Origin of the sequence: Microbacterium kyungheense, from assembly GCF_006783905.1 — a bacterium.
GTDB classification, from domain to species: Bacteria; Actinomycetota; Actinomycetes; order Actinomycetales; family Microbacteriaceae; genus Microbacterium; species Microbacterium kyungheense.
On record NZ_VFPE01000005.1, the window covers coordinates 253060 to 279291 of the forward strand.

Annotated in this window: 24 protein-coding genes and 1 pseudogene; 12 read left to right on the plus strand and 13 right to left on the minus strand. The window is 71.8% G+C overall.

All coding sequences use genetic code 11. The features are described from left to right. The first annotated feature begins 35 nt into the window (after positions 1-35). The gene (locus FB391_RS15965) at positions 36-1361 is read left to right on the plus strand and encodes an MATE family efflux transporter (RefSeq protein WP_141895995.1); all 1326 of its coding nucleotides are present in this window, start codon (positions 36-38) and stop codon (positions 1359-1361) included. A 6-nt stretch (positions 1362-1367) separates the two neighbouring features. On the opposite strand, the gene FB391_RS15970 is transcribed toward FB391_RS15965, so the two are convergent. Beyond that, entirely contained in the window at positions 1368-2018 is a 651-nt protein-coding gene (locus FB391_RS15970) for a TrmH family RNA methyltransferase (protein ID WP_141895996.1), read from the minus strand. 215 nt (positions 2019-2233) lie between these two features. On the opposite strand from FB391_RS15970, the gene FB391_RS15975 reads away from it, so the two are divergent. Together FB391_RS15975 and FB391_RS15980 are read left to right on the plus strand one after the other, a co-directional pair. Continuing rightward, positions 2234-3649 (plus strand): Nramp family divalent metal transporter, encoded by a 1416-nt coding sequence (locus FB391_RS15975; RefSeq protein WP_141895997.1) that lies wholly within the window; start codon positions 2234-2236, stop codon positions 3647-3649. Positions 3650-3782: 133 nt separating this feature from the next. Beyond that, complete coding sequence (locus tag FB391_RS15980; protein ID WP_141895998.1) at positions 3783-4418, plus strand: metal-dependent transcriptional regulator; 636 nt, start codon at positions 3783-3785, stop codon at positions 4416-4418. An 18-nt stretch (positions 4419-4436) separates the two neighbouring features. Here the strand turns inward: FB391_RS15980 and FB391_RS15985 are convergent, their stop codons facing one another. After that, a complete protein-coding gene (locus FB391_RS15985) occupies positions 4437-5126 on the minus strand; it encodes a VIT1/CCC1 transporter family protein (protein ID WP_141895999.1) in 690 nt (229 codons plus the stop codon). Between the two features lie 609 nt (positions 5127-5735). After that, a complete protein-coding gene (locus tag FB391_RS15990) occupies positions 5736-6689 on the minus strand; it encodes an SDR family NAD(P)-dependent oxidoreductase (RefSeq protein ID WP_141896000.1) in 954 nt (317 codons plus the stop codon). 40 nt (positions 6690-6729) lie between these two features. Here FB391_RS15990 and FB391_RS15995 point away from each other — a divergent pair, with 40 nt between their 5' ends. Beyond that, the gene (locus FB391_RS15995; protein WP_141896002.1) at positions 6730-7539 is read left to right on the plus strand and encodes an HAD-IIA family hydrolase; all 810 of its coding nucleotides are present in this window, start codon (positions 6730-6732) and stop codon (positions 7537-7539) included. A 482-nt stretch (positions 7540-8021) separates the two neighbouring features. Here FB391_RS15995 and FB391_RS16000 read toward each other — a convergent pair whose 3' ends face one another. Then, a complete protein-coding gene (locus FB391_RS16000) occupies positions 8022-9053 on the minus strand; it encodes an aldo/keto reductase (protein WP_141896003.1) in 1032 nt (343 codons plus the stop codon). 66 nt (positions 9054-9119) lie between these two features. Between FB391_RS16000 and pdxR the strand changes: the two genes are divergently transcribed. Further along, a complete protein-coding gene (pdxR, locus tag FB391_RS16005) occupies positions 9120-10544 on the plus strand; it encodes a MocR-like pyridoxine biosynthesis transcription factor PdxR (protein WP_141896005.1) in 1425 nt (474 codons plus the stop codon). A 163-nt stretch (positions 10545-10707) separates the two neighbouring features. On the opposite strand, the gene FB391_RS16010 is transcribed toward pdxR, so the two are convergent. The 4 genes from FB391_RS16010 to FB391_RS16025 all read right to left on the minus strand — a co-directional run bounded on the left by FB391_RS16010 (position 10708) and on the right by FB391_RS16025 (position 13597). Continuing rightward, positions 10708-11595 carry an RNA polymerase sigma-70 factor gene (locus tag FB391_RS16010; protein WP_141896007.1) on the minus strand — a complete coding sequence of 296 codons (888 nt, stop codon included), beginning with the start codon at positions 11593-11595 and terminating at the stop codon, positions 10708-10710. Positions 11596-11604: 9 nt separating this feature from the next. Further along, positions 11605-12207 (minus strand): carboxymuconolactone decarboxylase family protein, encoded by a 603-nt coding sequence (locus FB391_RS16015; RefSeq protein ID WP_141896009.1) that lies wholly within the window; start codon positions 12205-12207, stop codon positions 11605-11607. A gap of 80 nt (positions 12208-12287) precedes the next feature. After that, positions 12288-12866 (minus strand): orotate phosphoribosyltransferase, encoded by a 579-nt coding sequence (gene pyrE / locus FB391_RS16020; protein ID WP_141896011.1) that lies wholly within the window; start codon positions 12864-12866, stop codon positions 12288-12290. Positions 12867-12916: 50 nt separating this feature from the next. Then, a complete protein-coding gene (locus FB391_RS16025; protein ID WP_246093567.1) occupies positions 12917-13597 on the minus strand; it encodes a trypsin-like serine protease in 681 nt (226 codons plus the stop codon). Between the two features lie 231 nt (positions 13598-13828). On the opposite strand from FB391_RS16025, the gene FB391_RS16030 reads away from it, so the two are divergent. Together FB391_RS16030 and FB391_RS16035 are read left to right on the plus strand one after the other, a co-directional pair. After that, the gene (locus tag FB391_RS16030) at positions 13829-14668 is read left to right on the plus strand and encodes an exodeoxyribonuclease III (RefSeq protein WP_141896015.1); all 840 of its coding nucleotides are present in this window, start codon (positions 13829-13831) and stop codon (positions 14666-14668) included. A gap of 209 nt (positions 14669-14877) precedes the next feature. Next, the gene (locus FB391_RS16035; protein WP_185843134.1) at positions 14878-16755 is read left to right on the plus strand and encodes a sigma-70 family RNA polymerase sigma factor; all 1878 of its coding nucleotides are present in this window, start codon (positions 14878-14880) and stop codon (positions 16753-16755) included. 258 nt (positions 16756-17013) lie between these two features. Here the strand turns inward: FB391_RS16035 and FB391_RS16040 are convergent, their stop codons facing one another. Genes FB391_RS16040 through FB391_RS16050 form a run of 3 tightly spaced genes read right to left on the minus strand, consistent with a single transcriptional unit; the run spans position 17014 to position 18813 of the window. Then, the gene (locus FB391_RS16040) at positions 17014-17637 is read right to left on the minus strand and encodes a dihydrofolate reductase family protein (RefSeq protein WP_141896018.1); all 624 of its coding nucleotides are present in this window, start codon (positions 17635-17637) and stop codon (positions 17014-17016) included. A gap of 24 nt (positions 17638-17661) precedes the next feature. Further along, positions 17662-18375: a winged helix-turn-helix transcriptional regulator gene (locus tag FB391_RS16045; protein ID WP_141896020.1), complete on the minus strand. Its 714-nt coding sequence runs from the start codon at positions 18373-18375 to the stop codon at positions 17662-17664. Continuing rightward, positions 18376-18813: a VOC family protein gene (locus FB391_RS16050; RefSeq protein WP_141896022.1), complete on the minus strand. Its 438-nt coding sequence runs from the start codon at positions 18811-18813 to the stop codon at positions 18376-18378. It lies immediately after the preceding gene. 204 nt (positions 18814-19017) lie between these two features. Here FB391_RS16050 and FB391_RS16055 point away from each other — a divergent pair, with 204 nt between their 5' ends. Both FB391_RS16055 and FB391_RS16060 read left to right on the plus strand, forming a co-directional pair. Further along, a complete protein-coding gene (locus tag FB391_RS16055; RefSeq protein ID WP_141896023.1) occupies positions 19018-20295 on the plus strand; it encodes a sensor histidine kinase in 1278 nt (425 codons plus the stop codon). Next, a complete protein-coding gene (locus FB391_RS16060) occupies positions 20292-21119 on the plus strand; it encodes a response regulator (protein WP_141896025.1) in 828 nt (275 codons plus the stop codon). The genes FB391_RS16055 and FB391_RS16060 overlap by 4 nt, the downstream gene beginning before the upstream one ends. 204 nt (positions 21120-21323) lie before the next feature. On the opposite strand, the gene FB391_RS16065 is transcribed toward FB391_RS16060, so the two are convergent. Continuing rightward, positions 21324-21893, minus strand: a complete 570-nt coding sequence (locus tag FB391_RS16065) for an NADPH-dependent FMN reductase (protein ID WP_141896027.1) — start codon at positions 21891-21893, stop codon at positions 21324-21326. 204 nt (positions 21894-22097) lie between these two features. Here FB391_RS16065 and FB391_RS16070 point away from each other — a divergent pair, with 204 nt between their 5' ends. Next, positions 22098-22982, plus strand: a complete 885-nt coding sequence (locus FB391_RS16070) for an ABC transporter ATP-binding protein (protein ID WP_141896029.1) — start codon at positions 22098-22100, stop codon at positions 22980-22982. Beyond that, entirely contained in the window at positions 22979-24088 is a 1110-nt protein-coding gene (locus tag FB391_RS16075) for an ABC transporter permease (protein ID WP_141896031.1), read from the plus strand. Before FB391_RS16070 ends, FB391_RS16075 begins: the two co-directional genes overlap by 4 nt. A gap of 61 nt (positions 24089-24149) precedes the next feature. Here the strand turns inward: FB391_RS16075 and FB391_RS16080 are convergent, their stop codons facing one another. After that, positions 24150-25940: a glycoside hydrolase family 15 protein gene (locus FB391_RS16080; RefSeq protein WP_141896033.1), complete on the minus strand. Its 1791-nt coding sequence runs from the start codon at positions 25938-25940 to the stop codon at positions 24150-24152. A 76-nt stretch (positions 25941-26016) separates the two neighbouring features. On the opposite strand from FB391_RS16080, the pseudogene FB391_RS16085 reads away from it, so the two are divergent. Next, a pseudogene (locus FB391_RS16085) lies at positions 26017-26232 on the plus strand (glucose-6-phosphate dehydrogenase); the annotation flags it as partial.

The window sequence follows — 26232 nt, forward strand, 5'->3', positions numbered from 1 at the left end:
GTCCCGGCGTCGGCGGCCCGCTCTAGGCTCGTGGGGTGACGAGCGCCCGCGACACCCTGAACCGCGACATCCTGCGGCTCGCCGTGCCGGCACTGGGTGCGCTGATCGCCGAGCCGCTCTTCCTGATCGTCGACTCGGCGCTCGTCGGTCACCTGGGCGTCGTGCCGCTCGCCGGCCTCGGGATCGCCTCGGCGGTGCTGCAGACCATCGTCGGGCTCATGGTGTTCCTCGCGTACTCGACGACGCCCGCCGTGGCGCGCCGGTTCGGCGCCGGCGACTCGTCGCGCGCGGTGTCGGTCGGCATCGACGGCATGTGGCTCGCCCTGGGGCTCGGCGCCGTGCTCGCGGTGGCCGGGTACCTCGCGACGCCGTTCCTCGTGACGCTGTTCGGCGCGCCGGCGGCCGTCGCCGAGCAGGCCGAGATCTACCTCGGCATCTCGATGTGGGGCCTGCCCGCGATGCTCGTCGTGTTCGCCGCGACCGGGCTGCTCCGCGGCCTGCAGGACACGGTCACCCCGCTGTGGATCGCGGGCCTCGGCTTCGGCGCCAATGCGCTCCTCAACTGGCTGTTCATCTACGGCTTCGGCTGGGGCATCGCGGGGTCGGCGTTCGGCACGGTCGTGGCGCAATGGGGCATGGTCGCCGCGTACGTGGTGGTCGTGGGCCGGCTCGCACGCCGGCACGAGGCATCCATCCGCCCCCAGCGCGACGGCGTGCGCGGGTCTGCCCGATCGGGCGGATGGCTGTTCCTGCGCACCGTGTCGCTGCGCGTCGCCCTGCTCGCGACGGTGGGCGTGGCCACCGGTCTCGGCACCGACGAGCTCGCCGGCTGGCAGGTCGCGTTCACGATCTTCTCGACCGCGGCGTTCGCCCTCGACGCCCTCGCGATCGCCGCGCAGGCGCTCGTCGGCAAGGGGCTCGGCGCCGAGGACCCGCACACCGTGCGTCGCGTGCTCGGCCGCACGGTCGCGTGGGGGGCGTGGTTCGGCATCGTCACCGGCCTGATCATCGGCGTGCTGTCGGGCGTGATCGGACTCCTGTTCACGGGAGATGCCGCGATCGCCGCCCTCGTGCAGCCCGCGCTCATCGTGCTCGCGGTCGCGCAGCCGGTGTGCGGGGTGGTCTTCGTGCTCGACGGGGTGCTGATCGGCGCCGGCGACGCCAAGTACCTCGCGATCGTAGGGGTGCTGAACCTCGTGCCGTTCGTGCCCGCGCTCGTGCTGATCGCCGTGCTGCATCCGACCGGCGCCGCGGGACTGGCGTGGCTGGCCGTGGCGTTCTTCGGTGTCTACATGCTGGCGCGGCTGCTCACACTCGGGTGGCGCGTGCGCGGGTCGACCTGGATGACCGCCGGAGCCTGACGCGGGTCACGCCCAGCGTCGGCACCACTCGTACATCACGACGGCTGCCGCCGCGCTCGCGTTGATGGAGCGCGTCGAGCCGTACTGCTCGATCTCGACGGTGGCCGATGCCGCGGCGAGCGCGTCGGGCGAGAGCCCCGGACCCTCCTGCCCGAACAGCAGCACGCACGCCTCGGGCAGGTCCGCCGCGGGCAGCGCCACGGAGCCCTCGACGTTGTCGATCGCGATGATGGGGAGGGATGCCGCCGCCGCCCACTCCGCGAACGCCTCGACGGTCTCGTGGTGGCGCACGTGCTGGTAGCGATCGGTGACCATGGCGCCGCGGCGGTTCCACCGGCGCTTGCCGATGATGTGGACCTCGGCGGCCAGGAACGCGTTGGCGCTGCGTACGATCGAGCCGATGTTCATGTCGTGCTGCCAGTTCTCGATCGCGACGTGGAAGCCGTGGCGGCGCTCGTCGAGGTCGGCCACGATCGCGTCCATGGTCCAGTAGCGGTAGCGGTCGACGACGTTGCGGCGATCGCCGTCCGCGAGCAGCTCGGGGTCGTACCGCGGGTCGTCCGGCCACTCCTCGCGTCCGCCCGGCCACGGCCCGACGCCCACCGGCAGCACGGGCTCCGCGGGTTCGGCGTGCGACGGCTGCTCGGGTGGGGTCACCGGCCCAGGCTAGCCCGCGCGCGCTCGCCCGCAGCATCCCGTCGTCCTCGTCGCCGTCGTCGGCCGCGCGATCGGATCCGCTCACGCGGACCCGCCGAGCGACACGCCGCAGGTCGACGCCCGCTGTGCGGCGTGTCGCGCCGCCGTCCGCTCACGCGGATCCGATCCTGCGCACCCATCTTTTCGGCATGCCGAAAACAGGGTACGTTTTCGGTATGCCGAAAACAGCGACGGTTCGGGATGCCACCACCCTGGCGCGACGCAGTCCGAGCACGCCGCGGGCCGCGTGGCTCATCGGCCCCGCCCTCGTCGCCGGCGTCGCGTACCTCGACCCCGGCAACGTCGCCAGCAACATGACGGCAGGCGCCCGCTACGGCTACCTGCTGGTGTGGGTCGTGGTGCTCGGCAACGTCATGGCGTGGCTCATCCAGTACCTGTCGGCGAAGCTCGGCATCGTGACGGGCCGGAGCCTGCCCGAGACCCTCGGCGCCCGCATCCGCAATCCGTGGGCCCGCCGCGCGTACTGGCTGCAGGCGGAGCTCGTCGCGATGGCGACCGACATCGCCGAGGTGATCGGCGGTGCCGTCGCACTCAATCTGCTGTTCGGCGTGCCGCTGGTGTGGGGCGGCGCGATCACGGGTGCGGTCTCGATCGCGCTGCTGCTGATCCAGTCGCGGCGCGGTCCGCGCACCTTCGAGTTCGTCGTGATCGGGCTGCTCGCGATCATCGCGCTCGGCTTCTCGTTCGGCGTCGTGGTCGCCCCTCCCGACGCGGCCGGCGTGGTCAGTGGCCTCGTCCCCCGCTTCGAGGGCACCGACTCGGTGCTCCTGGCGGCGTCGATCCTCGGCGCGACGATCATGCCGCATGCGATCTACGCGCACAGCGCGCTCGCGCGCGACCGCTTCGCCCCCGCGCCCGGCGCACAGACTTCGCAGAATCACGCGAAGTCCGCAGCGATCCGGCCGGATTCTGCGAGCTCCGCACGATTCCGCGAAGTCGGCGAGCCCGACCCATCCGCTCCGCACCCGCTCAGCGACCGCGGCACGCCCGACCGGACGCTCGACCGGCTGCGCGGCATCCCGACCGCCCGCCTGCTGCGCGCGACGAAGTGGGATGTGACGATCGCGATGCTCATCGCCGGCACGGTGAACCTCTGCATCCTGCTGCTCGCCGCGGCGAACCTCGCGGGCGTGCCGGGGACCGATTCGTTGGAGGGCGCGTACGCCGCGCTGTACGCGGGGCTGGGACCGCTCGTCGCGACGCTGTTCGCCGTCGGACTGCTCGCGAGCGGCCTGGCGAGCACGTCGGTCGGCGCCTACGCGGGCGCCGAGATCATGCACGGCCTGCTGCACCTGCGCGTGCCGCTGCTCGCGCGGCGCCTGGTGACACTGATCCCGGCGCTCGTCATCCTGGCGCTCGGGTTCGACCCCACCCTCGCCCTGGTGCTCAGCCAGGTGGTGCTGTCGTTCGGCATCCCGTTCGCCCTGGTGCCGCTGGTCGCGCTCACGGCGAACCGCGACGTGCTCGGCGGGTTCCGCAATCGCGTCTGGACGACGGTCGCGGGGGTGGCGGCATCCGTCTTCCTCATCGCGCTCAACGGAGTCCTGCTGTATCTGGTCCTCACGGGCTGACGTGCCGGGATGCCGCGACCGTGGCGTCGCGGCATCCCGAAACGCGTCAGCCCTCGCTCGGCTGCTCCTCGCCGGTGATCGTGGTCGGGCGCCCAGGCATCACCGGCCGAGGGCGCGCGGGTACCCTGGGGCGGTGCCCTCAGCCGCGGTCGATGACTACCTCAAGACGATCTACCACCACACCGAGTGGCAGGACGAGCGCATCACGCCGTCGCAGCTGGCCGCCGAACTGGGCCTCGCGCCGTCGAGCGTGACCGAGATGGTGCAGAAGCTCGCCGCGCAGGGCCTCGTCACCCACCGTCCGTACGGTCCGGTGTCGCTGAGCGAAGAAGGCGAGCGCCGCGCCGCCGCGATCATCCGGCGGCACCGGCTCATCGAGACGTGGCTCGTGCGGGAGTTCGGGTACTCGTGGGACGAGGTGCACGACGAGGCCGAGGTGCTCGAGCATTCGATCAGCGACCGTCTGCTCGAGGGCATCGACGAGCGACTCGGCCGGCCCCGGTTCGATCCGCACGGCGATGCGATCCCGGATGCCGCCGGCCAGGTCCACCGCGAGCCCTTCGTGCTGCTCGCCCAGGCGCCGGCAGGTCACGTCGGCCGAGTGCTGCGCGTGAGCGACCGCGACCCCGTGCTCCTGCGCGCGGTCGAGTCGGCGGGCGTTGCCGTCGGGGCGTCGGTGACGGTGGTGGATGCCGCATCCCTGCGCATCGGCGAGGCCGAGGTGTCGCTGCCGGTGGCGGCGGCCGACGCGGTGTGGCTGAGCGTCTGAACGCCCGCCCGCCCGGCCTCAGAAGAACAGCACGCCCGCGAGGTAGCTGACACCCATCGTGCCGAGGCCGACGGCGAGGCTGCGGATCAGCATCCGCATGGCCGACAGGCGCCCCACCCCCGCGGCGACGAGGGACGTCAGCACCAGTGACACGACCACCGCCACGATGATCGCCCAGGTCTCGATCGCCACCGGTGCGAGGAACGTGATGAGCACCGGGATCGCCGCGCCGATCATGAACGCGGCGGCGGTCTCCAGGCCCTCCCACCACGGCGCCGACGGGTGGATGATCTCTTCGATGCCGTGCTCGGCGTCCAGTTGCGCCGACAGCGCGTCGCGCGCCATGAGCTGCTGCGCCACCTCGTGCGCGAGCTCGGGCGTGAGCCCGCGGGACTCCCAGTGCGCGGCGAGCTCCGCGAGTTCGCCCTCGGGGTCGCGCTCGATCTCGGCCTGCTCCTCGGCGGCGAGTTCGAGCTCGCCCTCGCGTTCGGCGGCCACCTCGGCCCATTTCGCTCCGCCGGCGCTGAGCCCGCCGGCGAGCATCGCCGCGATCGAGGTGAACAGCAGCAGCCGGTCGCCCGCCCCGGCGCCGGCGAAACCCTGCAGCAGGCCGGCTGTCGCGATGATGCCGTCGTTGGCGTCGATCGCCCACGACGTCTCGCGCGCGCGCGCGAGGAAGCGCGACCACAGCGACGTCTTCTCGGCCATACGACCTCCGCGCTCAGTTTGGCAGGCGGCACCGCGACGGACGCGTCACGCGCCGGATGCCCCGCCCCGGCACCCGGTGCCGCCGCGAGCGGCCGGCCGCATCCGAACGCTCCGAACTGTTCACGCGGATCCGTTCACGCGGACCGGTGTGGCAACACGCCGCCACCCGCGCCTGTCGACCGGCGTGTCGCCTCGGCGGTCCGCTCACGCGGATCCGATTGTGCGCGAAGTGGATGCCGCCGCCGAGCCGGCACCGGCCCGGCCCGCGGCATCCATCCACTTGGATCCGTTCACGCGGGTCCGTTCACGCGGATCCGTTCACGCGGACCCGTGTGGCAACACGCCGCCACCCGCGCCTCTCGACCGGCGTGTCGCCTCGGCGGTCCGCTCACGCGGATCCGATTGTGCGCGAAGTGGATGCCACACCGCGACCGAGCCGGCACCGGCACCGGCACGGACACCGGCACCGGCACCGGCAGGCGGCACCAGCCGGCGGCACCCTCTTCAACAGGTCAACCGCAGCTCTGCAGGAGACTCCGCGGCCAGATCACCTGCGCAAGGCCGGTTGACCTGTCGTGCGGGCTGGCGCTCCCCCGCCGGCGGGCGCGGTCAGGAGCCGGCCGTGACGGCGGCGGCCCGCGCGAACGGCCAGGCCACGCCGGTCGCGCTCTCGGCGAACGACCACAGGCGTGCGGCGATCTCGGGGTCGCGCGTGACCTTGGCGGCCGTCTGCCGGCGCGGCTCGCCACGCGACCCGGTGCGGGGTCCCCAGAACTCTCCGCCCTCGATGCCGGGGTCGGTGAGCGCGCGCACCAGCGGCCACGCGCCGTGCTCCTTGGACTGGGCGGCGACGGCCTGCAGGTTATCGGCGAACCGCTTGGCGCGCGAAGGCTCGTTGACGCCGACGATGCCGGGGGTGCGGCCGCCCGTGGAGTATCCGGGATGGGCGACGACGCTCTCGACCGGCACACCTGCTTCGCGCAGTCGGCGGTCGGCCTCGAAGCCGAAGGACGTGGTCGCGACCTTGGACTGGACGTACGCGCGCCACGCCGAGTAGCCGTCCTTGAGCTGCGGATCGACGGGGTCGTACGGGGTGAGCGAGGTCGACATGCTGCCGACCCACACCATGCGGCCGGAGGCCTCGGCGAGCGCCGTGAGCAGCTCGCCGGCGAGCGCGAAGTGACCGAGCGCGTTGGTGGCGAACACGACCTCGTGTCCGTCGATCGTGGATTCGCGGGTCTTCGGGGCGTGGACGATGCCGGCGTTCAGCAGCACGCCGTCCAAGGGTCCGCGGCCGCGCACCGAGGCGGCCGCCGAGCGCACCGAGCCCAGGTTCGACGTGTCGAGGATGAGCGGCTCGGTGGCGTCGGGTGCGGCATCCACTCTTCTCCGGATGGCGGCGCGGGCCGCCGACAGGCGGTTGGGGTGGCGGGCCGACATGATGACCTTGGCACCCGCGCGCGCCAGCTGCTCGGACGCGAAATACCCGAGGCCGGCGTTGGATCCGGTCACGAGGTACACGCGGCCGGTCAGGTCGGGAAGGCTGCGGGGGTCCCACGTCACGGCTTCGACCCTACGCCCGCGCGGCACCTAGTCTTTACGCATGCGCACCCGGTCCGACATCGAATGCTGGCTCACCGACATGGACGGCGTGCTGGTGCACGAGAACACGCCGATCCCGGGCGCCTCCGAACTGCTCGTGCAGTGGCGCGAGCAGGGCGTGCCGTTCCTGGTCCTGACGAACAACTCGATCTTCACGCCGCGCGATCTGTCGGCACGGCTGCGGGCATCCGGGCTCATCGTGCCTGAGGAGTCGATCTGGACTTCGGCCCTGGCCACCGCTGATTTCCTGAAGTCGCAGATGCCCGGCGGGTCGGCCTTCGTGATCGGCGAGGCGGGCCTGACGACGGCGCTCCACGAGGCCGGCTTCATCATGACCGAGACCGACCCTGACTATGTGGTCGTCGGCGAGACGCGCAACTACTCGTTCGAGGCGATCACCAAGGCGATCCGGTTCATCAACGCCGGCGCCCGGTTCATCGCCACGAACCCCGATGCCACCGGTCCGTCGACCGAAGGGGTGCTGCCGGCCACCGGCGCGATCTCGGCGCTCATCACGAAGGCCACCGGCATGGAGCCGTACGTCGTGGGCAAGCCGAACCCGATGATGTTCCGCTCCGCGCTCAACCGCATCGGCGCGCACTCCGAGAACACCGGCATGATCGGCGACCGCATGGACACCGACGTCGTCGCCGGCATCGAGGCTGGCCTGCACACGGTGCTCGTGCTCACCGGCATCAGCGACGCCGCCGAGATCGCGCGCTACCCGTTCCGTCCCGACGAGGTGCTGACCTCGGTCGCCGAGCTGCTCGACCTCGAGCCCGTCGAGTCCGAGGATCCGCAGCTGCTCTAGGTCCGCTGCCGCAACGACGGAGGAGTGGATGCCGGGCGCCCGGCATCCCCCCCCCCCCCCCCCCCCCCCCCCCCCCCCCCCCCACGTTCGCGACCCGCCGATGCGGCGCGCCGCTCGCTGTCGGCCTTGGCGACTCGCCACGAACAGCCACTCCCCCGCGCCCTTTCTGGCGACGCGCGACGCCGCCCGGCGCACGGCGCCCCCCGCCGATCCTGGCGACTCGCCACGAATGTCCACCGCACCTCGCCGTTGTTGGCGACTCGCCAGAAACGACCGGCCGGCGCACCGCCCGGGACCACTCGCGGCCGCAGCTGCCACTGTGGAGGAGTGGATGCCGGGCGCCCGGCATCCACTCCTCCGTTGTCTCCTCGTCTGAGGGACGGTGCCGGGGTGCGAAGCCGCGAACGCGAGGCGGCCCTCAAACCGCGGACACGGGAGACGGGCTTCCGCAGCGCCCGCCTCCCTGATCCGCTCCCGGCCCGTCAGACCGAGACGGCCGCCCGCACGTCGAGGTCCGCCGCGTCGAGGCGCGCGCGCACGTCGGCGTCGAGCACGAGGTCGGCCGCGGCGAGCAGCTCCTCCAGCTGCGCCACCGTCGAGGTCCCGACGACCGGGATCACCGGGACCTCACCGCCGAGCAGCCAGGCGAGCGCGACCTGGTTGGGCGTCGCGCCGAGCTCGGCCGCCACGTCGTGCAGCACCCGCACGCGATCGCGGTTGGACGCATGGCGCATGGCGGGCCACATCGGCTTGTCGTCGCGCGTGAACGCGCCCTGGTGCAGCGGCGAGTACGCGGTGATGGTGAGCGGCGGGCGGCCGTCGGCACCGGCCGCGGCGACGGCAGCCAGCGAACCGACGTAGTCCAGCAGATCGGGCGACACGTCGTTGGTGCGCCCGAACCCGGGGCTCGGGTACACGTAGCTGAACCCCTGCTGGATCACCCCGTACGGGTCGACGCCCTGGCGCAGCGCCTCCTCGCGCGCCTCGACGAGGCGCCATACGGCGATGTTCGAGATGCCCGAGATGCCGACGAGGCCCTCGCGCTGCAGCTCGCCGAACGCGGCGACGGTCTCGGCGACGGGCGTCTCGCGGTCGTCGACGTGCCCGTAGAGCACGTCGAGGCGGTCGATGCCGAGGTGGCGCAGGCTCTCACGGGCCTCCCACGCGACGATCTCGGGCGACAGCCCCTGGAAGTTGGTCGGCTCGACGTTCTGCAGCGGCAGCGCCGGGTCCTTCTTGGCGGCACCGAGCTTGGTGGCCAGGCGCACGTCGCCGAGGCCGCCGCGGCGGCGGATCCAGTCGCCCAGCACGTCCTCGCTGTCGCGGCCGTGCCCGCCGGCCCACGCGCTGTAGTTGTTGGCGGTGTCGACGAACGTGCCGCCGGCCTCGACGAAGCGATCGAGGATCTGCACCGCGGTGGCGGCGTCGGTGAGCGTGCCGAAGTTCATGGCCCCCAGGCACAGGGTCGAGACCTCGAAGGAGGTCGAGCCGTTCGAGATGGTGCGGTACTGCATGGTGTCCCTTTCTGTGGCGTGCTCCCATGCTCTGGCGCGAACGGTCCGGGAGTACGATCCGATTCCATGGCAGAACTCCAGACCAATTCCGTCGCCTGGGAGACCCTGCTCGACCTCTCCTCCTATGACGGCCCCCGTCACGTGCGGCTCGAGGCGGCGGTAAGGGATGCCGTCGCCGCCGGCCGTCTGCCGGCCGGGGCGGCCCTGCCCTCGAGCCGGCTGCTCGCGGCGTCGCTCGGCGTCTCGCGGTGGGTGGTCACCGAGGTGTACGGCCGGCTCACCGCCGAGGGGATCCTCGACGCCCGCACCGGGTCCGCCACGCGGGTGGCCGCCTCGGTCGGTGTCACCGCCCCGCGTCCTGCCCCGGCTCCCGCCGCGCCGCTGCGCCGGCCGCGCCTCGATCTCGCCCCCGGCGTGCCCGACCTCCGGCACGCGCCCCGGGCGCTGTGGCGGCGCGCGGTGACCGACGTGCTCGCCCGGACGCCGGACGCCGAGCTGTTCCGGCTCGACCCCGACGTCCCCGAGGCCCGGACCGCCGTCGCGGCGTACCTAGCGCGGTCGCGCTTCGCACGCGCCGACGCCGCGTCGGTCGTCGTGACGCACGGCGCGACCGACGGCATGCGCCGGGTCGCGCGCACGCTCCGCGCCCTCGGTCACACCGCGCTGCTCGTCGAGGATCCCTCGTGGTCCCGCATGCGCCAGGTGGCCGCCGCCGAGGGACTGGCGTCGGTCCCCGTCCCGGTCGACGAGCACGGGGTCGACGTCGCGGCGCTGGTGGCGGCATCCACGCGCACCGGGGCGCGCGCCGCACTCGTCACGCCTGCGCACCAGTTCCCGGTCGGCGCCGCGCTGTCGCCCGACCGCCGCGAAGGCCTGCTGGCGTGGGCTCGCACCTGCGACGGCGTCGTGATCGAAGACGACTACGACGCCGAGTTCCGCTATGACCGGCGGCCCGTCGGCGCCCTGCAGGCGATGGCGCCCGACCGCGTGGTGCTGGCCGGGAGTCTCAGCAAGACGGCATCCGCCGCGCTCGGCGTCGGCTGGCTGGTGCTGCCGCCGGCACTGCAGGGGGCGGTGCGGGATGCCGGCGCCCCGGCCCCCTCGACGCTCGATCAGCTGACGCTCACACGGTTCCTCGCGAGCGGAGGCCTGGACCGGCACCTCCGGGCCGCGCGCACGCGGTACCGCCGGCGCCGTGAGGCGCTCCTGGCAGCGCTCGACCGGACGCTCCCCGAGTGCCCGGTGTCGGGCATCGCGGCGGGCCTGCACGTCGTGCTCGACCTGCCGCCGGGGGTGCGGGCGGCCGACGTCGTGCGCGACGCCGAACACCACGACCTCGGACTCACCGACATCCGCCGTTACCGCGTCTCGCCCGACGCACCGGCGCCCGAGCGGCTCGTGCTGGGCTACGGCGACCTCGCCGATGCGCTCGTCGACGAGGCAGTGAGCGTGCTCGCGCACGTCGTGCGCCACGCCGGGCGAGGCCGATAGGGTCGCGGCATGATCTCGCAGACCGAGCAGACGATCCTGCTGTCGATCTCGGGCCTCATCGTGCTGACGACGCTGATCGTGGTCGCGTGGCAGCTGTGGCGCCACCGGGGCAAGGGCGACTGACCCGAGTCAGCGACGTTCCCCCGTCACCGCCGTGCCGTCTTCAACGCGCGACGAGGGCCTCGGCGTCCACCCGCCCGAGCTTGTCGGGGTTCGCGATCGAGTAGATCTGCGTGACCCGCCCGTCTTCGACGGTCAGCGTGACCACGCCGGCCAGCGCGCCGTCGAGCTCCATCCGGATGCCGGGCATGCCGTTGATCCACGTCGCCGTCGCGACGAGCGTGCCGGTGACCTTGGACATGCTGCCCACGAGGTACCGCGCCAGCTTGTCGGACCCGATGATGGGCCGGCGTGCCGCACCGCGGACCTTGCCGCCCCCGTCGGCGACCGACACGACGTCGGGCGCCATGACATCCATGAGCCCCTGGATGTCGCCGTTGTTCATGGCCGCGACGAAGCGCTCCACGACCTCCTCGTGCTCCGAGGGCATCACGGCCACACGTGGACGGCGGGCGGCGACATGGTCCTTGGCGCGGTGCGCGATCTGCCGGACCGCCGCGGGGCTCTTGCCGACGGCATCCGCGATCTCGTCATACGGCACGTCGAACACCTCGCGCAGCACGAACACCGCCCGCTCGGCCGGCCCCAGCGTCTCGAGCACCGTGAGCATCGCGATCGACAGGCTCTCTGCCAGCTCGACGTCCTCCGCGACGTCGGGGCTCGTCAGCAGCGGTTCGGGCAGCCACTCGCCGACGTAGTCCTCGCGACGACGCGACAGCGTGCGCAGCTGATTGAGCGCCTGCCTCGTGACGATCCGCACGAGGTAGGCGCGCGGTTCCTGCACGGTGCTCTGGTCGACGGCCGCCCAGCGCAGCCACGACTCCTGCAGCACGTCCTCGGCATCGGCGGCCGATCCGAGCATCTCGTACGCGACGGTGAACAGCAGGTTCCGGTGCACGACGAACGGATCGTCAGCGTGGGGCGTGCTCATGGCGCGAGCCTACGCGGCCGAGCCGACGGCCGCGGCGGCCGCAGGTCGCGGTGCGAGGGGTGCCAGGCCGCAGGCATCCGCGAACTCCTCGGAGTGGATGCCGAGCGCGACGTTCATGCGCGCGCTCATGTTCATGAACGCGACACGTGCGGCCAGCTCGATGAGCCCGGCCGGTCCGAGGTCGGCGAGCAGCGCGTCGGACAGCTCGTCCGTCACCGTCGGCGACGTGTCGCACATGGCCTCGGCGTACTCCATGACCCGCCGCTCGAGCGGTGTGAACACCGTCGACTCGCGCCAGCGCGGCACCTCGCGCACCTTGGCCTCGTCGAGGCCGTGGTTGTGCGCCACGAAGTAGTTGTAGTCGAGGCAGAAGCTGCAGCCGATCGTGGCGGCCGCGGCCATGACGGCGTACGACGCGAGATTCGGATCGAGCTCGTGCCAGTGCTCGGTCTTGCGGCCGATCCCCATGGAGTCGGTCATGACCCCCTGGTGGTGCCACAGCACGCCGAGCGAGTCGGGGACCTTGCCTGCCATCCTGCGGGCGACCGCCTTGATCGCGGCGCCCTTGACGCCGGTGATCTGCGCCGCGGGGATGCGGGTCGTCGTGCTCATGTCTCCTCCATGTGTCGTGGAACGAATCCTTCGCACATGAGGACACCGGCCGCCGCCGGCGTGTGACACTCGTCCGGTGATTACTGCGGGGCGAGCCCCAGGTCGTCGAGGTCGATCGCGGCGAGCCACTGCAGGCCCTCGGCCTCGACGGCGGCCTGCGCGCCGGTCTTGCGGTCGACGATGACGGCCACCGCGACAGGCTCCGCGCCTTCGCGGCGCAGCGCCTCGACGGCCTTGAGCGCCGACTGGCCGGTGGTGGAGGTGTCTTCGACGACGACGACGCGCTTGCCCACGATGTCGGCCCCCTCGACCTGGCGGCCACGGCCGTGGTCCTTCGGCTCCTTGCGCACGACGAACGCGTCGAGGGGAGCACCGGTGCGCGCAGACTCGTGCATGACCGCATTGGCGATCGGGTCGGCGCCGAGCGTCAGGCCGCCGACGGCGACGATGCCGTCCACGTCGCGGATGAGGTCGAGCATGATGCGCCCGATCGCGGGGGCCGCGCGGTGGTCGAGTGTCAGCCGGCGCATGTCGACGTAGTAGGTGGCCTTCTTGCCGCTGGAGAGCGTGAAGTCCCCGTGGAACACCGCCTCGTCCTTGATGAGGCCGATGAGGCGCTGGCGGTCGGCTTCGAGCTCGGACGTGGAGGCGGCGGTCATGCCGTCGATTCTACGGATGCCGCATCCCCACGCCCGAGCCCGTCGGCCGATCAGCCCGAGATGCCCGGGATGGTCGCCAGCCAGTCGAGGTCATCGGCGCGGTCGAGGCGGTAGACCCCGCCGGTGCCCGCGCACGTCTCGTTCTTGCCGAACGACGTGACGCCCGCGATGACGTCGGAGCTGCCGATGAAGTTCGGGCCGCCCGAGTCGCCCGAGCACGTGCCGCCCGTGTTCGCGTTGTTCGAGAGGATCAGCGAGCCGTCGCCGGTGTAGCCGGTGTTGATCGAGATGAGGCGCGGGGTCGACACCATGCGCAGGCGCTCGGACTGCGTCTTCCACGACGCGGCGTCGGGGAAGCTCTTCTGCAGGCCGTAGCCGACGGCGGTGAAGGTGCGATCCTGCTCGCCTTTCTTGTTCGCGAGCACATCCAGCTGGTTCAGCGCGGGCAGCGAGGCGTAGTGGTCGAGGATGACGGGCTCGTCGAGCACCACGACGCCGAGGTCGTACAGGTAGAACGCCGCGTCGTCGTACTGCGGGTGCGTGTACGGCGTGCCCGACACCTCGCCGGTGTTCGGGTAGCCGTGGGCTGCGGCATCCCTCACGTCGTCGTCGAACCACAACTCGACATGGGTCGCCCCGAACGTGCGGTGCCCCGCCGTGACGTACACGGTCGGCGACACGAGCGTGCCGCTGCAGCGCCACGCGGGGCCCTCGTCGTCGAAGGCGACCATGAGGCCCACCTCGGGGTGGCCGTCGCCGTCGGGGACGCCGTCGGTGATGGCCTGTGCGGGCGAGCCGAACGAGAGGAACAGCAGGGCCGCTGCGGTGGCGGCGAGAGCGAGGCGAGAGCGAGCGCGGGTTTGCGCATGTCATACCCCTTCCCTGGGTAGCGCGAGCCTTTCAGGCCTCGGCGGCGTCTGGCAAGGGGTCAGACGTCGGCGGCCCCGCATAGGCTTGCTCCCATGCGCCTGGCCACCTGGAACGTCAACTCGATCCGCGCGCGGGTCGACCGCATCGTCGACTTCGCGGTGCGCGAGCACATCGACGTGCTCGCGATGCAGGAGATCAAGTGCAAGACCGAGCAGTTCCCGTTCGACCGGTTCGAAGAGGCCGGATTCCACGTCGAGGCCTACGGCTTCTCGCAGTGGAACGGCGTCGCGATCGCCAGCCGCGAGCCCATCACCGACGTGCGCACGGCGTTCCCCGGGATGCCCGGGTTCGAGAAGGGCCACAACGGCCCCGACGCCCCGCAGGAGGCGCGCGCGATGGGTGCGACTATCGGCGGCGTCGAGGTGTGGAGCCTCTACGTGCCGAACGGCCGGTCGCTCGGCGACCCGCACTACTTCTACAAGCTCGACTGGCTGTCGGCGCTCGAGCAGTACACGCGCGAGTCGCTCACGGCGAACCCCGACCTGCCCCTCGCCCTCGTCGGCGACTTCAACATCGCGCCGACGGATGCCGACAACGGCGACCCGACCGTCGTGCAGGGCTTCGCGACCCACGTGTCGCCGCCCGAGCGCGAGGCGTTCGCGGCGCTCGAGGCCGCCGGGCTGCAGGACGTCGTCCGTCCCCTCATCCCCACCGGCTACACCTACTGGGACTACAAGCAGCTGCGCTTCCCCCGCAACGAGGGCATGCGCATCGACTTCATCCTCGGCTCGCACGCGATCGCCGACGCCGTGACCGGCGCGACGATCCACCGCGACGAGCGCAAGGGCGAGGCGCCGAGCGACCACGTGCCCGTGGTCGTCGACCTCGACCTCGAGGGCGAGGACGACGACGATCGCCCGATGATCTTCTAGCTCGCGGATGCCGCGGGATGCGGCATCCAGAACTTTCTCGAGCTTTTTTCGCGCAGCGCGTCATGATCGCGTTGCGCGGGCGTCTTGCTGTGTGTCCCCCCATCGCGCGAGGGGCCGCTCACCAGCGGTTTCCCAGCGCATGTCGTTAGCCTGGCGCCGATCTGCCGCCGCCGGCCGAGCCCCCAGAGCGCCATCCGGCGAGGAGAGAAGTGACCACCCCCACCCGCGCCGTCGCCGACGGCCCGCTGCGCGAACGCTCCGACGACGAGCTCGTGGTCGCCACGCGCGACGGCGACGACGCCGCATACGCGGTGCTGTGGGAGCGTCACGTCGCGAGCGGGCGGAGCGCGGCACGGGCGGTCAGCCCGAACGTCGATCCCGACGACATCGTCTCGGAGGCGTTCACCTCGATCCTCTCTGCGATCCGCAAGGGCGGAGGGCCGCAGGAGGGTTTCCGCCCGTACCTGTTCGCGACCATCCGCAACGTCGCGGCGTCGTGGGGGCGACGCACGCAGGAGACGCCGCTGGACGACCTCGACGAGCGCGCGGCGGACTCCGCTGCCGAGTTCGCCGAGCTGGTCGCCGACCGCTCGGTGCTGGCTCAGGCGTTCCGCGAGCTTCCTGCCCGCTGGCGCGAGCTGCTCTGGTACGTCGAGGTCGAGGGCATGAAGCCGCGCGAGATCGCGCCCCTGCTCGGCATGAGCGCCAACGCCGTCTCAGCCCTCGCCTACCGCGCCCGCGAGGGCTTCAAGCAGGCGTGGCTGCAGGCCCACATCAGCGACCCGGCCCGTCCGGCAGAGTGCCGCTGGGTGTGCGAGCTGCTCGTGGCCAGCGAGAAGAAGCCCGTCAAGCGCGGCGATCGCCGCCGCCTGGACGCACACCTGCAGGAGTGCCAGGCGTGCCGCATCGTCGCGGCCGACCTCGAGCACGTGTCGCAGAAGCTCCGTGTGGTGCTGCTGCCTCTCGTCCTGGGCGGGGCTGGGGCCCTTGCCTACACCTCCGATGCCGCCCCGGCCGCGGCATCGGTGGTCGCCGGATCGCCCACCGGGGGTGGCGGGGCATCCGGCTCCGGGGGACAGGCGCCGGGGGGCGCCTCCGGCGGGGGTGCCGGCGCGGGGGGCGCCGGCACCGCTGCCGTCCCGGTCGCGGCGGCGATCGGGATCGGCGTCGGCGTGCTCGCGGTAGCGGCCGCGGCGGCCGTCGCCATCGCGCTCGCCCCGTCGTGGAGCGCCCCGGCCGAGCAGCCGGCTGCTGCCGGCTCCCCGACGACGGAGCAGGAGACCGCCGACGCGGTCGAGACCGCGCCCGACGATGCGGTGGCCGAGCCGGCCGACGCACCGCCTGCGGATGCGGTCGACACGCCGGCGATCGAGCCGCCGGCGACGCCGCGGACCGTCGCGCCGGAGTTGCCCGTCGAGGCGGCACCCGCGCCCGCCCCCGCGCCGATCACGCCGGCACCGACGCCCGCTCCCACCCCGACTCCTACGCCCACCCCGACCCCGGATCCCGAGCCCGTCGTCACCGAGACCGCCCGCCTCGATGCCTCGGCCGATCTGTCGTCGCCGGTGCCCGCGCCCATCACCGGCACCGGGGTGGCCGGCGCGAGTGTCGTGCTGTGCGACGAGTCGGGCGCGGTCCTCGCGCGCACGACGGCGGATGCCGACGGCCGCTTCTCCGCCGTGATCCCCGGCGATCTGCTCCACCAGGGCATGACGGTGCGCGCGGTGCAGACGGCCCCGGGCCTGGAGGAGTCCGCACCCAGCGCGCCCGTCGGCCCGTTCACCCTTCCGGTGCCGACCGTCACGTCGTCGGACGGCACACTGGATGCGCGCCTCGAGGACCTCGACTTCGACTTCCGCGCCGACGACCTGACGTTGCTCCTCAGCGGGCAGCGCGGCCAGACCGTGGCCGTAGCGGTGGACGGCGTCTGGACCGGCAACCTCCACACGCTCACGGGCGGCCCGCTGCGCCGCGTCGTGTACGACGTGTCGGCCGGCGATCACGTCATCGGCATCCGCTACGTCGATCCCGTCACCGGCCGCGAGGGCCGCATCGCGTACGTCACCCTGCACGTGTCCGCGCGCTGACCCTGGCTCGCCGGGCCCGCGGCGTTGTCGTCCTCAGTTGAGGACTTACCCTCACCGTGAAGCTTCCTCAATTGAGGACCTACCATCGCCATGAAGCTTCCTCAATTGAGGACTGTTGCCCAGATGCGGACCCCACGCGGCCTCCAGCTCCTCATCTCGGCTCCCCTCCTCACACGAGGACGCGAGCACGCCGGCTACCGGCATCCACCCACCTCAAACGAGGACGCGAGCACGCCGGCCACCGGCATCCGTTCCCGCTCAGCTGCCCATCGTGCCGGTCTGCACCGGACCGGCCGCGGGGCCGTAGCGCAGCTGCACGACACCGAGCGGACCCGACGTCGCGGGCTCGAGCAGCGTCACGTTCGCCGGCGCAGCGCCGTCGGGGAAGACCTTCTTGCCCTGGCCGAGCACGACCGGGTACACCCACAGCGTGAGCACGTCGAACAGCTGCTCGCGCAGCAGCGTCTGCGCGAAGTCGATGCTGCCGATCACGTGGATGCTGGCATGACGCTCGCGCAGCGCGCGCACCTCGGCGGCGAGATCCGGTCCGAGCTGCGACGACCCCTGCCACTCCAGCGCCGGCGTCCCGCGCGACGCGACGTACTTGGGAACGGCGTCGAACTTGCGCCCGATGCCGCCCTCGGGGCCGTCGGTGTGGTGCGGCCAGTACCCCGCGAAGATGTCGTAGGTGCGCCGGCCCAGCAGCAGCGCGTCGAGCTCGTCGATCCCCTGCCCGATCGCCTCGCCGATCTCTTCGTCGGGGAAGGGCGCCTGCCAGCCGCCGAACGGGAACCCGTCCGATGGGTCCTCCTCGGGGCCGCCGGGCGCCTGTGCGACGCCGTCGAGCGTGGTGAACAGATCGATGTAGATGCGGCCCGTCATGGCCGCCTCCCTTCCACATGGGGGCTATGCGACGAGCACGACCCCCGGTTCGATGCGGAACGTCTGAGCGAACCGCTCCAGAAGCGTCGCGTCACCCGCGACGACCGTCAGCACATCCTGGTCGATCGCCTCGGCAGGGGTGAGCTCGCCCGAGATGACGCGACGGATGCCGGGACCCGCGGCGAACACCACGTCGGGGTCGCCGGCGGTCGAGGCCTGGGTTCCGAGCCGCGGGTCCACCGGCCGCCCTGCGGGCTGCACCTGGGCGACGCGCAGGCCCTCAGCCGACACCTGCACACGCAGCACGATGTCGCCGACGTGCAGCTCGTAGTCGGCCGGAGGGACGGCGGTGGCGGCATCCACCCGGAAAGCCGTGCGCAGCGCGATCGTCAGCGAGTCGACCGTGACCACGTCGTCGGGCTGCGGGTCTCCCATCTGCGCGAACCCCCACCGGCCGAGCGCCAGCACGATCGGCTCCAGCTCGCGCCCGTACGGGGTCAGCTCGTACACGAGGCCGCAGTGCAGCAGCGGCACGCGGCGCACGACACCGCTCTCTTGCAGCTCTTTCAGCCGCGTCGAGAGGATGTTGGTGGGGATCTTGGGCAGTCCCTGCTTGAGGTCGGTGTAACGGCGAGGGCCGACGAGCAGATCGCGGACGATGAGCAGCGCCCACCGCTCCCCGATCAGCTCGACGGCGGTCGTGACCCCGCAGTACTGCCCGTAGCTGCGGGACGCCACTTACGCCTTCGCCTGCTCCGCCAGGTAGGCGTCGGGACCCTGGTCGACGGCCGCCGGCTCCATGAAGAAGAACTCGACGCCGTTGCCGTCGGGGTCGTCGAGGTCGCGGCTGTACATGAAGCCGTAGTCCTTGGGCTCGGTGGGCTCGCTGCCGCCGGCGGCCACGCCCGCGGCGATGATCTCGTCGACGGCGGCGCGCGATTCTCGGCTGAGCGCGATGAGCACCTGCGCGTGAGTGCGCGGATCGACGGTCTTCTTGTCGGTGAACGTCGCGAAGTACTCGTTCGTCACCGCCATGAAGTACACATTGTCGTCCCACACGATGCACGCGGCGTTGTCGTCGGTGAACGTCGGATTGAGGCTGGCGCCGAGGGCCGTGTAGAAGGCCTTGGAGCGCTCGAGGTCGCTCGTCGGGATGTTGACGAAGATGTGCGTCATTGCCGTGCTCCTTGTGTGCGATGCCGGGGTCCCCCGGCGGGTTGGTGAGCTTGTCGCCCGGTTGGTGAGCTTGTCGAACCATGGTTGGTGAGCTTGTCGAACCATGGTTGCAAAAAACAAGCTTGCTTGTCAATAGCAAGTAGCGTCGCCCGTCTCCCCCGTGAGGCGGATGCCGCGGCCTCGCGGGATCCGTACCGTGGAGTCATGTCCGTCCCGCCACCCGCGACCCCGCCCGGGCGCACGCCGCCCACCCCGCGCGAGCTTCGGGGAGACCTCTGGCTCGCCGCCGCGCTGTTCGTCACGGCGGTGCTCAGCACCGCCCTCGGATCGGTCGCCGGCGTTTACGGCGACGACGCCGCACACGGCACGCAGTGGGCGCTGCTGTACTCGGCGGGCCTCACCGCGCCCCTGGCCGTCCGGCGCCGGTACCCCGAGATCGTCGTGGTGGCCGTCGCGGTCGTCTTCTTCGTGGGAGTGACCTTCCGCATCCCCGACCTGTACGTCGCGAACGTCTCGATGTTCATCGCGATGTACACGGTCGGCGCGTGGGTCGACGACCGACGCCGCGCGATGTGGGTGCGCGCGGCGGTCATCGTGGGCATGTTCATCTGGCTGATCGTCACGATGTTCGAGGCGGCGATCGATCCTTCCGACGACGCCCTGTCGAAGGCAGGGCTGTTCTCCCCGTTCGCGGCGATGCTGCTCATCCAGCTGCTGATCAACGCGGCGTTCTTCGGCGGCGCGTACTACATGGGCGATCGCGCGTACGCCGCGGCGATGGAACGCGGCGCCCTCGAGCAGCGCACGCACGAACTCGAACGCGAGCGCGAGGTGACCGCGGCGCAGGCGGTGGCCCTCGACCGCGTGCGCATCGCGCGCGAGTTGCACGACGTCGTCGCCCACCACGTCTCGGCGATGGGCGTGCAGGCGGGCGCTGCCCGCGCGGTGCTCGAGCAGGATCCGGATGCCGCCCGCTCGGCGCTCCTCGGCGTCGAGGTGTCCGCGCGCTCGGCGCTGGGTGAGCTGCGGCAGCTGCTCGAGACGCTGCGCACGCCCGCCGGCGACCCGGACGGCGCGTCCACGCTGCACCTTTCCGCCCTGCCCGACCTCGTCGCGCACGCCAACGGCAACGGACTTCGCACGACGCTGACGGTCGTCGGCGACCCGGTGCCGCTCCCCGACCTCGTGCAGGTGAACGTGTACCGCATCGCCCAGGAGGCGCTCACGAACGCCCGCCGTCACGGCGGACCGGATGCCGCCGCCGATGTGCGCCTGCGCTACAGCGACGACGCGGTCGAGCTCGAAGTGGTCAACACCGGCCGGGCGGTGACCGCGCCCATGCGGCCCGGACTGGGCCTGGTCGGCATGCGCGAACGCGCCGCGGCATCGGGGGGCGAGCTCGAGACCGGGCAGCGGTCGCGCGGCGGGTTCCTCGTGCGGCTGCGCGTGCCCCTCGACACGCACGTCGGGGCTGTCGCGTGAGCGCGCCGATCCGCGTCCTGCTGGTGGACGATCACGCCGTGATGCGCGCGGGCTTCCGGATGATCCTCGAATCCGCGGGTGATGTCGCCGTGGTCGGCGAGGCCTCGAACGGGGTCGAGGCGGTGGTGGCGGCATCCACTCTCCGCCCCGATGTGATCTGCATGGACGTGCAGATGCCCGACATGGACGGCCTCGAGGCCACGCGGCGGATCGTCGCAGATGCCGGTGTCGACGCGGCGGTCGTCGTCGTCACGACGTTCGATCGCGACGACTACCTCTTCGACGCTCTCGCCGCGGGGGCCAGCGGGTTCCTGCTCAAGAACGCCGGACCCGAGGAGCTCATCTCGGCCGTGCGCGTCGCCGCCGCCGGCGACGCGCTGCTCGCGCCCGAGGTGACACGCCGCGTGATCGCGCGCTTCGCCGCAGTGCCCGCCCATCGGCAGGCTGAGGGACCGCGAGCTCCGGCGCAGGGGCCAGGGGCTTCGGGGCAGGTGCCGGGGGCACCGGCGCAGGCGCCGGGGGCTCCGGGGCAGGGGCCGGGGGCTTCGGCGCACGTATCGCATGGACAGGCTCAGGGGCCGGGGGCTCCGGCGCCACGGCCGGTCGCTGAGCCCGTCGAAGCGCGCGCTGCGCTCGAGCTCACCGACCGCGAGGCCGAGGTGCTGCGCCTGGTGTCGCAGGCGATGAGCAACGCCGAGATCGCCCAGCGCCTGTACATCGGCGAGGCGACCGTCAAGACGCATGTCTCGAACGTGCTCCAGAAGCTCGGCGCCCGCGACCGCGTCGCCGCCGTGGTCTACGCGCACCGCCACGGCCTGGCCTGACCCCGGTCGCGCCGCACCCCCGTACGGATCATGTGCTCTCGCCGAGAACCCACGTTGTGCGCGCCTGGATCATGTGCGTTCGGCGAGAGCACATGATGCGGAGGGGATGAAACGACGGATGCCTCGGCCCGAGTCCGCGGGGACTCCAGGGCCGAGGCATCCATCGGCTGGAACGAGGCCGGCGCGCAGCCGGCCACGAGGGGGTCAGGCCGCGACGGCGACCGGGGCGTAACGCTCGATGAGGGCGCCGAACGCCTCGAGGTAGGCCGTGAGGAACTCGGCGGTCTGCTCGTTGGTGACCTCGCCGGTCTCGGTGAACAGGCCGGGCGTCGTCTGCACGTAACCCTCGGGCTGACCGAGCGTCGGGGCGTTGTAGTGGCTGAGGATCGCCTTGAGGTGCTGCTGCGCGGCCGCGGTCGCGATCCCGCCGCCCGACGTGCCGATGACGGCCGTCGGCTTTCCGTCGAACGACCCCTGGCCCCACGGACGGGCGGCCCAGTCGAGCGCGTTCTTGAGGACGCCGGGGATGGAGCGGCTGTACTCCGGAGTCACGATGATGACGCCGTCGACGTCCTCGATCGCCTTCTTGAAGTCGCGGGCGACCTGCGGGTAGTCGGCGTCGTGGTCGGGCGAGTAGAAGGGCAGGTCCTCGATGGGGATCTCCACGAGCGCGGTGCCTTCGGGGGCGAGACGCTCCAGCGCCTTGGCGAGGCGGCGGTTGATCGAGGTCGACGAGATGCTGCCGACGATGTAGCCGATTTTCCGGTCGGTCATGTGTCCTGCTCCTTCACAACAAAAAAGGCGTCCGCGGCGGATCCACCGTGGACGTTCCACATCCATGCAAGCACATGAACCTTGGATCTATTCCGTCGTATGCAATCCCCCGCACGGCGGACGGTGCAGGATCCCCCGCAGGGGGGAGGACGTGGACCTCGCGCTTGCCTAGCCTCGGTTGAGGAGGCAACGAAAGGGGATCAGATGCTGCAGCTGAGCGGTGTCACCAAGAGCTACGGCGGTCGCCGCGTGCTCGACGGCGTGTCGTTCGACGTCCGGCCGGGGCGGCTCACGGGCTTCGTCGGCGGGAACGGCGCCGGCAAGACCACGACCATGCGCATCGTGCTGGGTGTGCTGGCGAAGGATGCCGGGACCGTGACGCTGGAGGGCGCCGACGTGACGGCATCCGATCGCCGCCGTTTCGGCTACATGCCCGAGGAGCGCGGGCTGTACCCGAAGATGAAGGTGCTCGAGCACATCGTGTACCTCGCACGGCTGCACGGCTTCTCGAAGGCGGATGCCACGGCCCGCGCCCGCGCGCTGCTGGAGCAGCTCGGTCTCGGCGAGCGGCTGGACGACAACGTCGAGACGCTGTCGCTGGGCAATCAGCAGCGTGCGCAGATCGCCGCCGCCCTCGTGCACGACCCCGAGGTGCTGATCCTCGATGAGCCCTTCTCGGGCCTGGACCCCCTCGCGGTCGACGTCGTCGCCGGCGTGCTGCAGGAGCGCGCCCAGGCCGGCGCGGCCGTGCTGTTCTCGTCGCACCAGCTCGACGTCGTCGAGCGCCTGTGCGACGACCTCGTCATCATCGCCGGCGGGACGATCCGGGCCGCGGGGGCCCGTGACGCGCTGCGCGCCCAGCACTCCACCCGCCGGTTCGAGCTCGTCTCGGCGGGCGACGCCGGCTGGCTGCGTTCCGAGCCGGGGGTCGAGGTGCTCGACTTCGACGGCGGGTACGCCGTGTTCGACGCCGACAGCGACGAGACCGCGCAGCGCGTGCTGCGCCGAGCCGTCGCCCAGGGGGATGTCGCCAGCTTCGCGCCGCAGCATCCCTCCCTCGCCCAGATCTTCAAGGAGGTCATCCAGTGAGCACCGCACCGCACCCCGCGACGCAGGGACTCGGCTACCCGCAGGCGATCTGGCTCGTCGCAGAGCGCGAGATCGCCTCCAAGCTGCGCAGCAAGGCGTTTGTGATCTCAACCGCCGTGCTGCTGATCGTCGCACTCGCCGGCGTGATCTGGGCCGGCTTCGCGGCGTCGAACCAGACCGGCACGCCGGTCGCCGTCACCGCGGACGCGCAGGAGTACGTGAGTGGGCTGCCCGGCCTGGACGTCACCGACGTGGCCGACAAGCCCGCAGCCGAGGCGCTCGTCGAGGACGGCACGGTCGACGCCGCGATCGTCGGCGACAGTGCGTCGCCGATGGGATTCGTCGTGATCGCCGACGACTCCGCGCCGACGCAGCTGCTGCTGTCGCTCGCGCAGCTTCCGCCGGTCGAGCTGCTGAACCCCGAAGGCGGCCAGGCCGCCGCGCTCGGCTACATCGCCGCGATCGGCTTCGGCATCGTGTTCCTGCTGGCCGCGTCGCTGTTCGGGAGCACCATCGCGCAGAGCGTCGTCGAAGAGAAGCAGACGCGTGTGGTGGAGCTGCTGATCTCGGCGATCCCCGTGCGGGCGCTGCTGGCGGGCAAAGTGATCGGCAACACCATCCTGGCGATGGGTCAGATCCTGGTGCTCGCGGCGATCGCCGTCATCGGTCTGACCGTCACCGATCAGACCGCCCTGCTGCAGGGGCTCGGGGCGCCGATCGCCTGGTTCGCGATCTTCTTCCTCTTCGGGTTCATCCTGCTGGCGTCGCTGTTCGCCGCCGCGGCCTCGATGGTCTCGCGTCAGGAGGACATCGGCTCGACGACCATGCCGATCACGATGCTGATCATGGCGCCGTACTTCCTGGTCATCTTCTTCAACGACAACCCGCTGGTGCTGACGATCATGTCGTACGTGCCGTTCTCGGCCCCGGTGGGGATGCCGATGCGCATCTTCCTGGGACAAGCGCAGTGGTGGGAGCCGCTGGTGTCGCTCGTGATCCTGGTCGCCACGTGCGTGGCCGCGATCCTCGTCGCCGCGCGCATCTACCAGAACTCGCTGCTGCGCATGGGCGGCCGCGTGAAGCTCGCCGAGGCCCTCGCCGGCTGATCGCGACGAGGTCCGGGATCGGCCGGGCCGCGGTACCCGCCGGCGCCGCGGAGGCGCGCCGTCAGCGGCGGAGCGCGGCCCGGCCGTGATGCCCGACGAGGGCGTCGGCGGCCCGCACGAGTGCGAGATGCGTCAGCGCCTGAGGAGTGTTGCCGGCGTGGCGGGCGGATTCGACGTCGTACTCCTCAGACAGCATGCCGACGTCGTTGGCCAGGCCGCAGAGCCGGTCCATGAGCGCCGCGGCATCCTGCTTCCGGCCGCTGTTCGCGTACTGCTCGACCAGCCAGAACGAGCAGGCGAGGAACGGATGCTCACCGCCGGCGAGTCCATCGACATCCGTCTCGGTGCGGTAGCGGCGTACGAGGCCGTCGCGCATCAGGGTTCGCTCGATCTCGGCGACCGTGCCGAGCATGCGCGGATCGTCGTAGGCGCAGAACCCGACCTGCGCGAGCAGCAGCAGGGAGGCATCCACCTCGACAGAGCCGTAATGCTGGACGAAGTGACCGCGGCCGGCGTCGAAGCCATGGCGGTCGACCTCATCCCGGATCTCGTCGCGCGCCCGCTCCCAGGCGTCGGCGTCACCGTCGAGGCCGGACTCGCGGACCGCACGCACGCCGCGATCCAGCGCGGCCCACACCATCGCGCGCGAGTGCGTGAACATCCGCTCCTCGGCGCGGATCTCCCAGATGCCCCGGTCAGGCCGGTCGCGCCACTGCAGCATCTGGCCGAGGAGCGCGCGTTGCAGCGGCCACGAGAACGCGTCCTCGGTGATGCCCGCAGCGCGTGTGGCCTCCAGCGCCACGAGCACCTCGCCGATGACGTCGGCCTGGTACTGCGAGACGGCGCCGTTGCCGACGCGCACCGGCGCGGCCCCGAGATACCCGGGCAGACTGTCGAGCACCCGCTCCGAGAGTTCACGCTCGCCTGCCGCTCCGTACATGATCTGCACATCAGCCGGATCGCCCGCGATCGCGCGCAGCAGCCACGCCCTCCAGCGTTCGGCGGTGCGTGTGAAGCCGTGCTCCAGCAGCGTCTCGAGCGTCCACGCCGCATCGCGGAGCCAGACGTAGCGGTAGTCCCAGTTGCGCGAACCGCCGAACTCCTCGGGCAGCGACGTGGTCGCCGCCGCGACGATCCCTCCCGTGCTCTCGTGCGTCAGGGCTCGCAGCAGGAGGAGCGAGCGTACGACGGCCGCGTGGTGGGGCCCGTGGTGATCGATACGGTCGGCCCACTCCTGCCACCACGCCCTCGTCGCCTCGAAGGAGGCGTCGACATCCAGTGGCGCGGGAACATCGTGGTGCGACTTGAACCAGGTGAGACTCAGGTCTGCCGTGTCACCCGCGGCCACCACGATCCGGCCGACGTGCGCGTGGTCCGCCGCGTCGCGCGCCAGTCCGCGCAGCACGAGCGCGTCCGGCCCGGCGACGGCGAGCATCGTGGGGGTCTCGGCCGCGACCTTCCGCATCCAGGGCAGGGCCCTCGCGTAGTCCAGGCGCACCCGCAGCTCGTCCTGGAACTCCACCGCGCCCGAGACGCCGACGATGCGGCGCACCACGTCGACGCGGTGCCCGTCGATCGGCATGAAGTCATGTACCTCGGCAACGCCCGTCGCGCAGCGCCATGTGGTGACCAGGACGAAGGTGTCGCCGTCGTAGCGGCGTGTCGCCACCGCGCCGGGGTCCGTCGGCCGCAGGCTCCAGCATCCGTGGTCCTCGTCGCCCAGGAGGGCACCCAAGACGGAGGGCGAGTCGAAGCGCGGCACGCAGAGCCAATCGATGCTCCCGTCACGAGAGACGAGCGCCGCCGTGCGACAGCTGCTCAGGAGGGCGTAGTCCTCGATCGGTGCGGGCATCGGCCGATTGTCGCAAACCCGACCGCCGCGCGACAGCCCCTCACGCACACGACCCCGCCGGTCTAGCTTGGGCCGCATGGCTGCTGAGACCACTCTCCTGATCCTGGGCGCCACCGGCGACCTGACCTCGCGGCTGCTGCTGCCGGCACTCGGGCAGCTGCTGGCTCGCGAGCCGCACCGACGCGTACGGCTGCGCGGCGCCGGCATGGAGGACTGGGACGACGAGCACTGGCGGCAGGTCGTGCGCGAATCGTTCGCGTCCGGCGGCTTCGAGAAGGCGTTCGACGCCGTC

Coding starts and splice junctions, on each gene's coding strand:
- FB391_RS15975 (WP_141895997.1), top strand. CDS start 2,234: ATGCCGAAAACAGCGACGGTTCGGGATGCCACCACCCTGGCGCGACGC.
- FB391_RS15985 (WP_141895999.1), bottom strand. CDS start 5,126: ATGGCCGAGAAGACGTCGCTGTGGTCGCGCTTCCTCGCGCGCGCGCGC.
- FB391_RS15995 (WP_141896002.1), top strand. CDS start 6,730: ATGCGCACCCGGTCCGACATCGAATGCTGGCTCACCGACATGGACGGC.
- FB391_RS16000 (WP_141896003.1), bottom strand. CDS start 9,053: ATGCAGTACCGCACCATCTCGAACGGCTCGACCTCCTTCGAGGTCTCG.
- pdxR (WP_141896005.1), top strand. CDS start 9,120: ATGGCAGAACTCCAGACCAATTCCGTCGCCTGGGAGACCCTGCTCGAC.
- FB391_RS16010 (WP_141896007.1), bottom strand. CDS start 11,595: ATGAGCACGCCCCACGCTGACGATCCGTTCGTCGTGCACCGGAACCTG.
- FB391_RS16015 (WP_141896009.1), bottom strand. CDS start 12,207: ATGAGCACGACGACCCGCATCCCCGCGGCGCAGATCACCGGCGTCAAG.
- pyrE (WP_141896011.1), bottom strand. CDS start 12,866: ATGACCGCCGCCTCCACGTCCGAGCTCGAAGCCGACCGCCAGCGCCTC.
- FB391_RS16025 (WP_246093567.1), bottom strand. CDS start 13,597: ATGGTCGCCTTCGACGACGAGGGCCCCGCGTGGCGCTGCAGCGGCACG.
- FB391_RS16030 (WP_141896015.1), top strand. CDS start 13,829: ATGCGCCTGGCCACCTGGAACGTCAACTCGATCCGCGCGCGGGTCGAC.
- FB391_RS16040 (WP_141896018.1), bottom strand. CDS start 17,637: ATGACGGGCCGCATCTACATCGATCTGTTCACCACGCTCGACGGCGTC.
- FB391_RS16050 (WP_141896022.1), bottom strand. CDS start 18,813: ATGACGCACATCTTCGTCAACATCCCGACGAGCGACCTCGAGCGCTCC.
- FB391_RS16055 (WP_141896023.1), top strand. CDS start 19,018: ATGTCCGTCCCGCCACCCGCGACCCCGCCCGGGCGCACGCCGCCCACC.
- FB391_RS16065 (WP_141896027.1), bottom strand. CDS start 21,893: ATGACCGACCGGAAAATCGGCTACATCGTCGGCAGCATCTCGTCGACC.
- FB391_RS16070 (WP_141896029.1), top strand. CDS start 22,098: ATGCTGCAGCTGAGCGGTGTCACCAAGAGCTACGGCGGTCGCCGCGTG.
- FB391_RS16080 (WP_141896033.1), bottom strand. CDS start 25,940: ATGCCCGCACCGATCGAGGACTACGCCCTCCTGAGCAGCTGTCGCACG.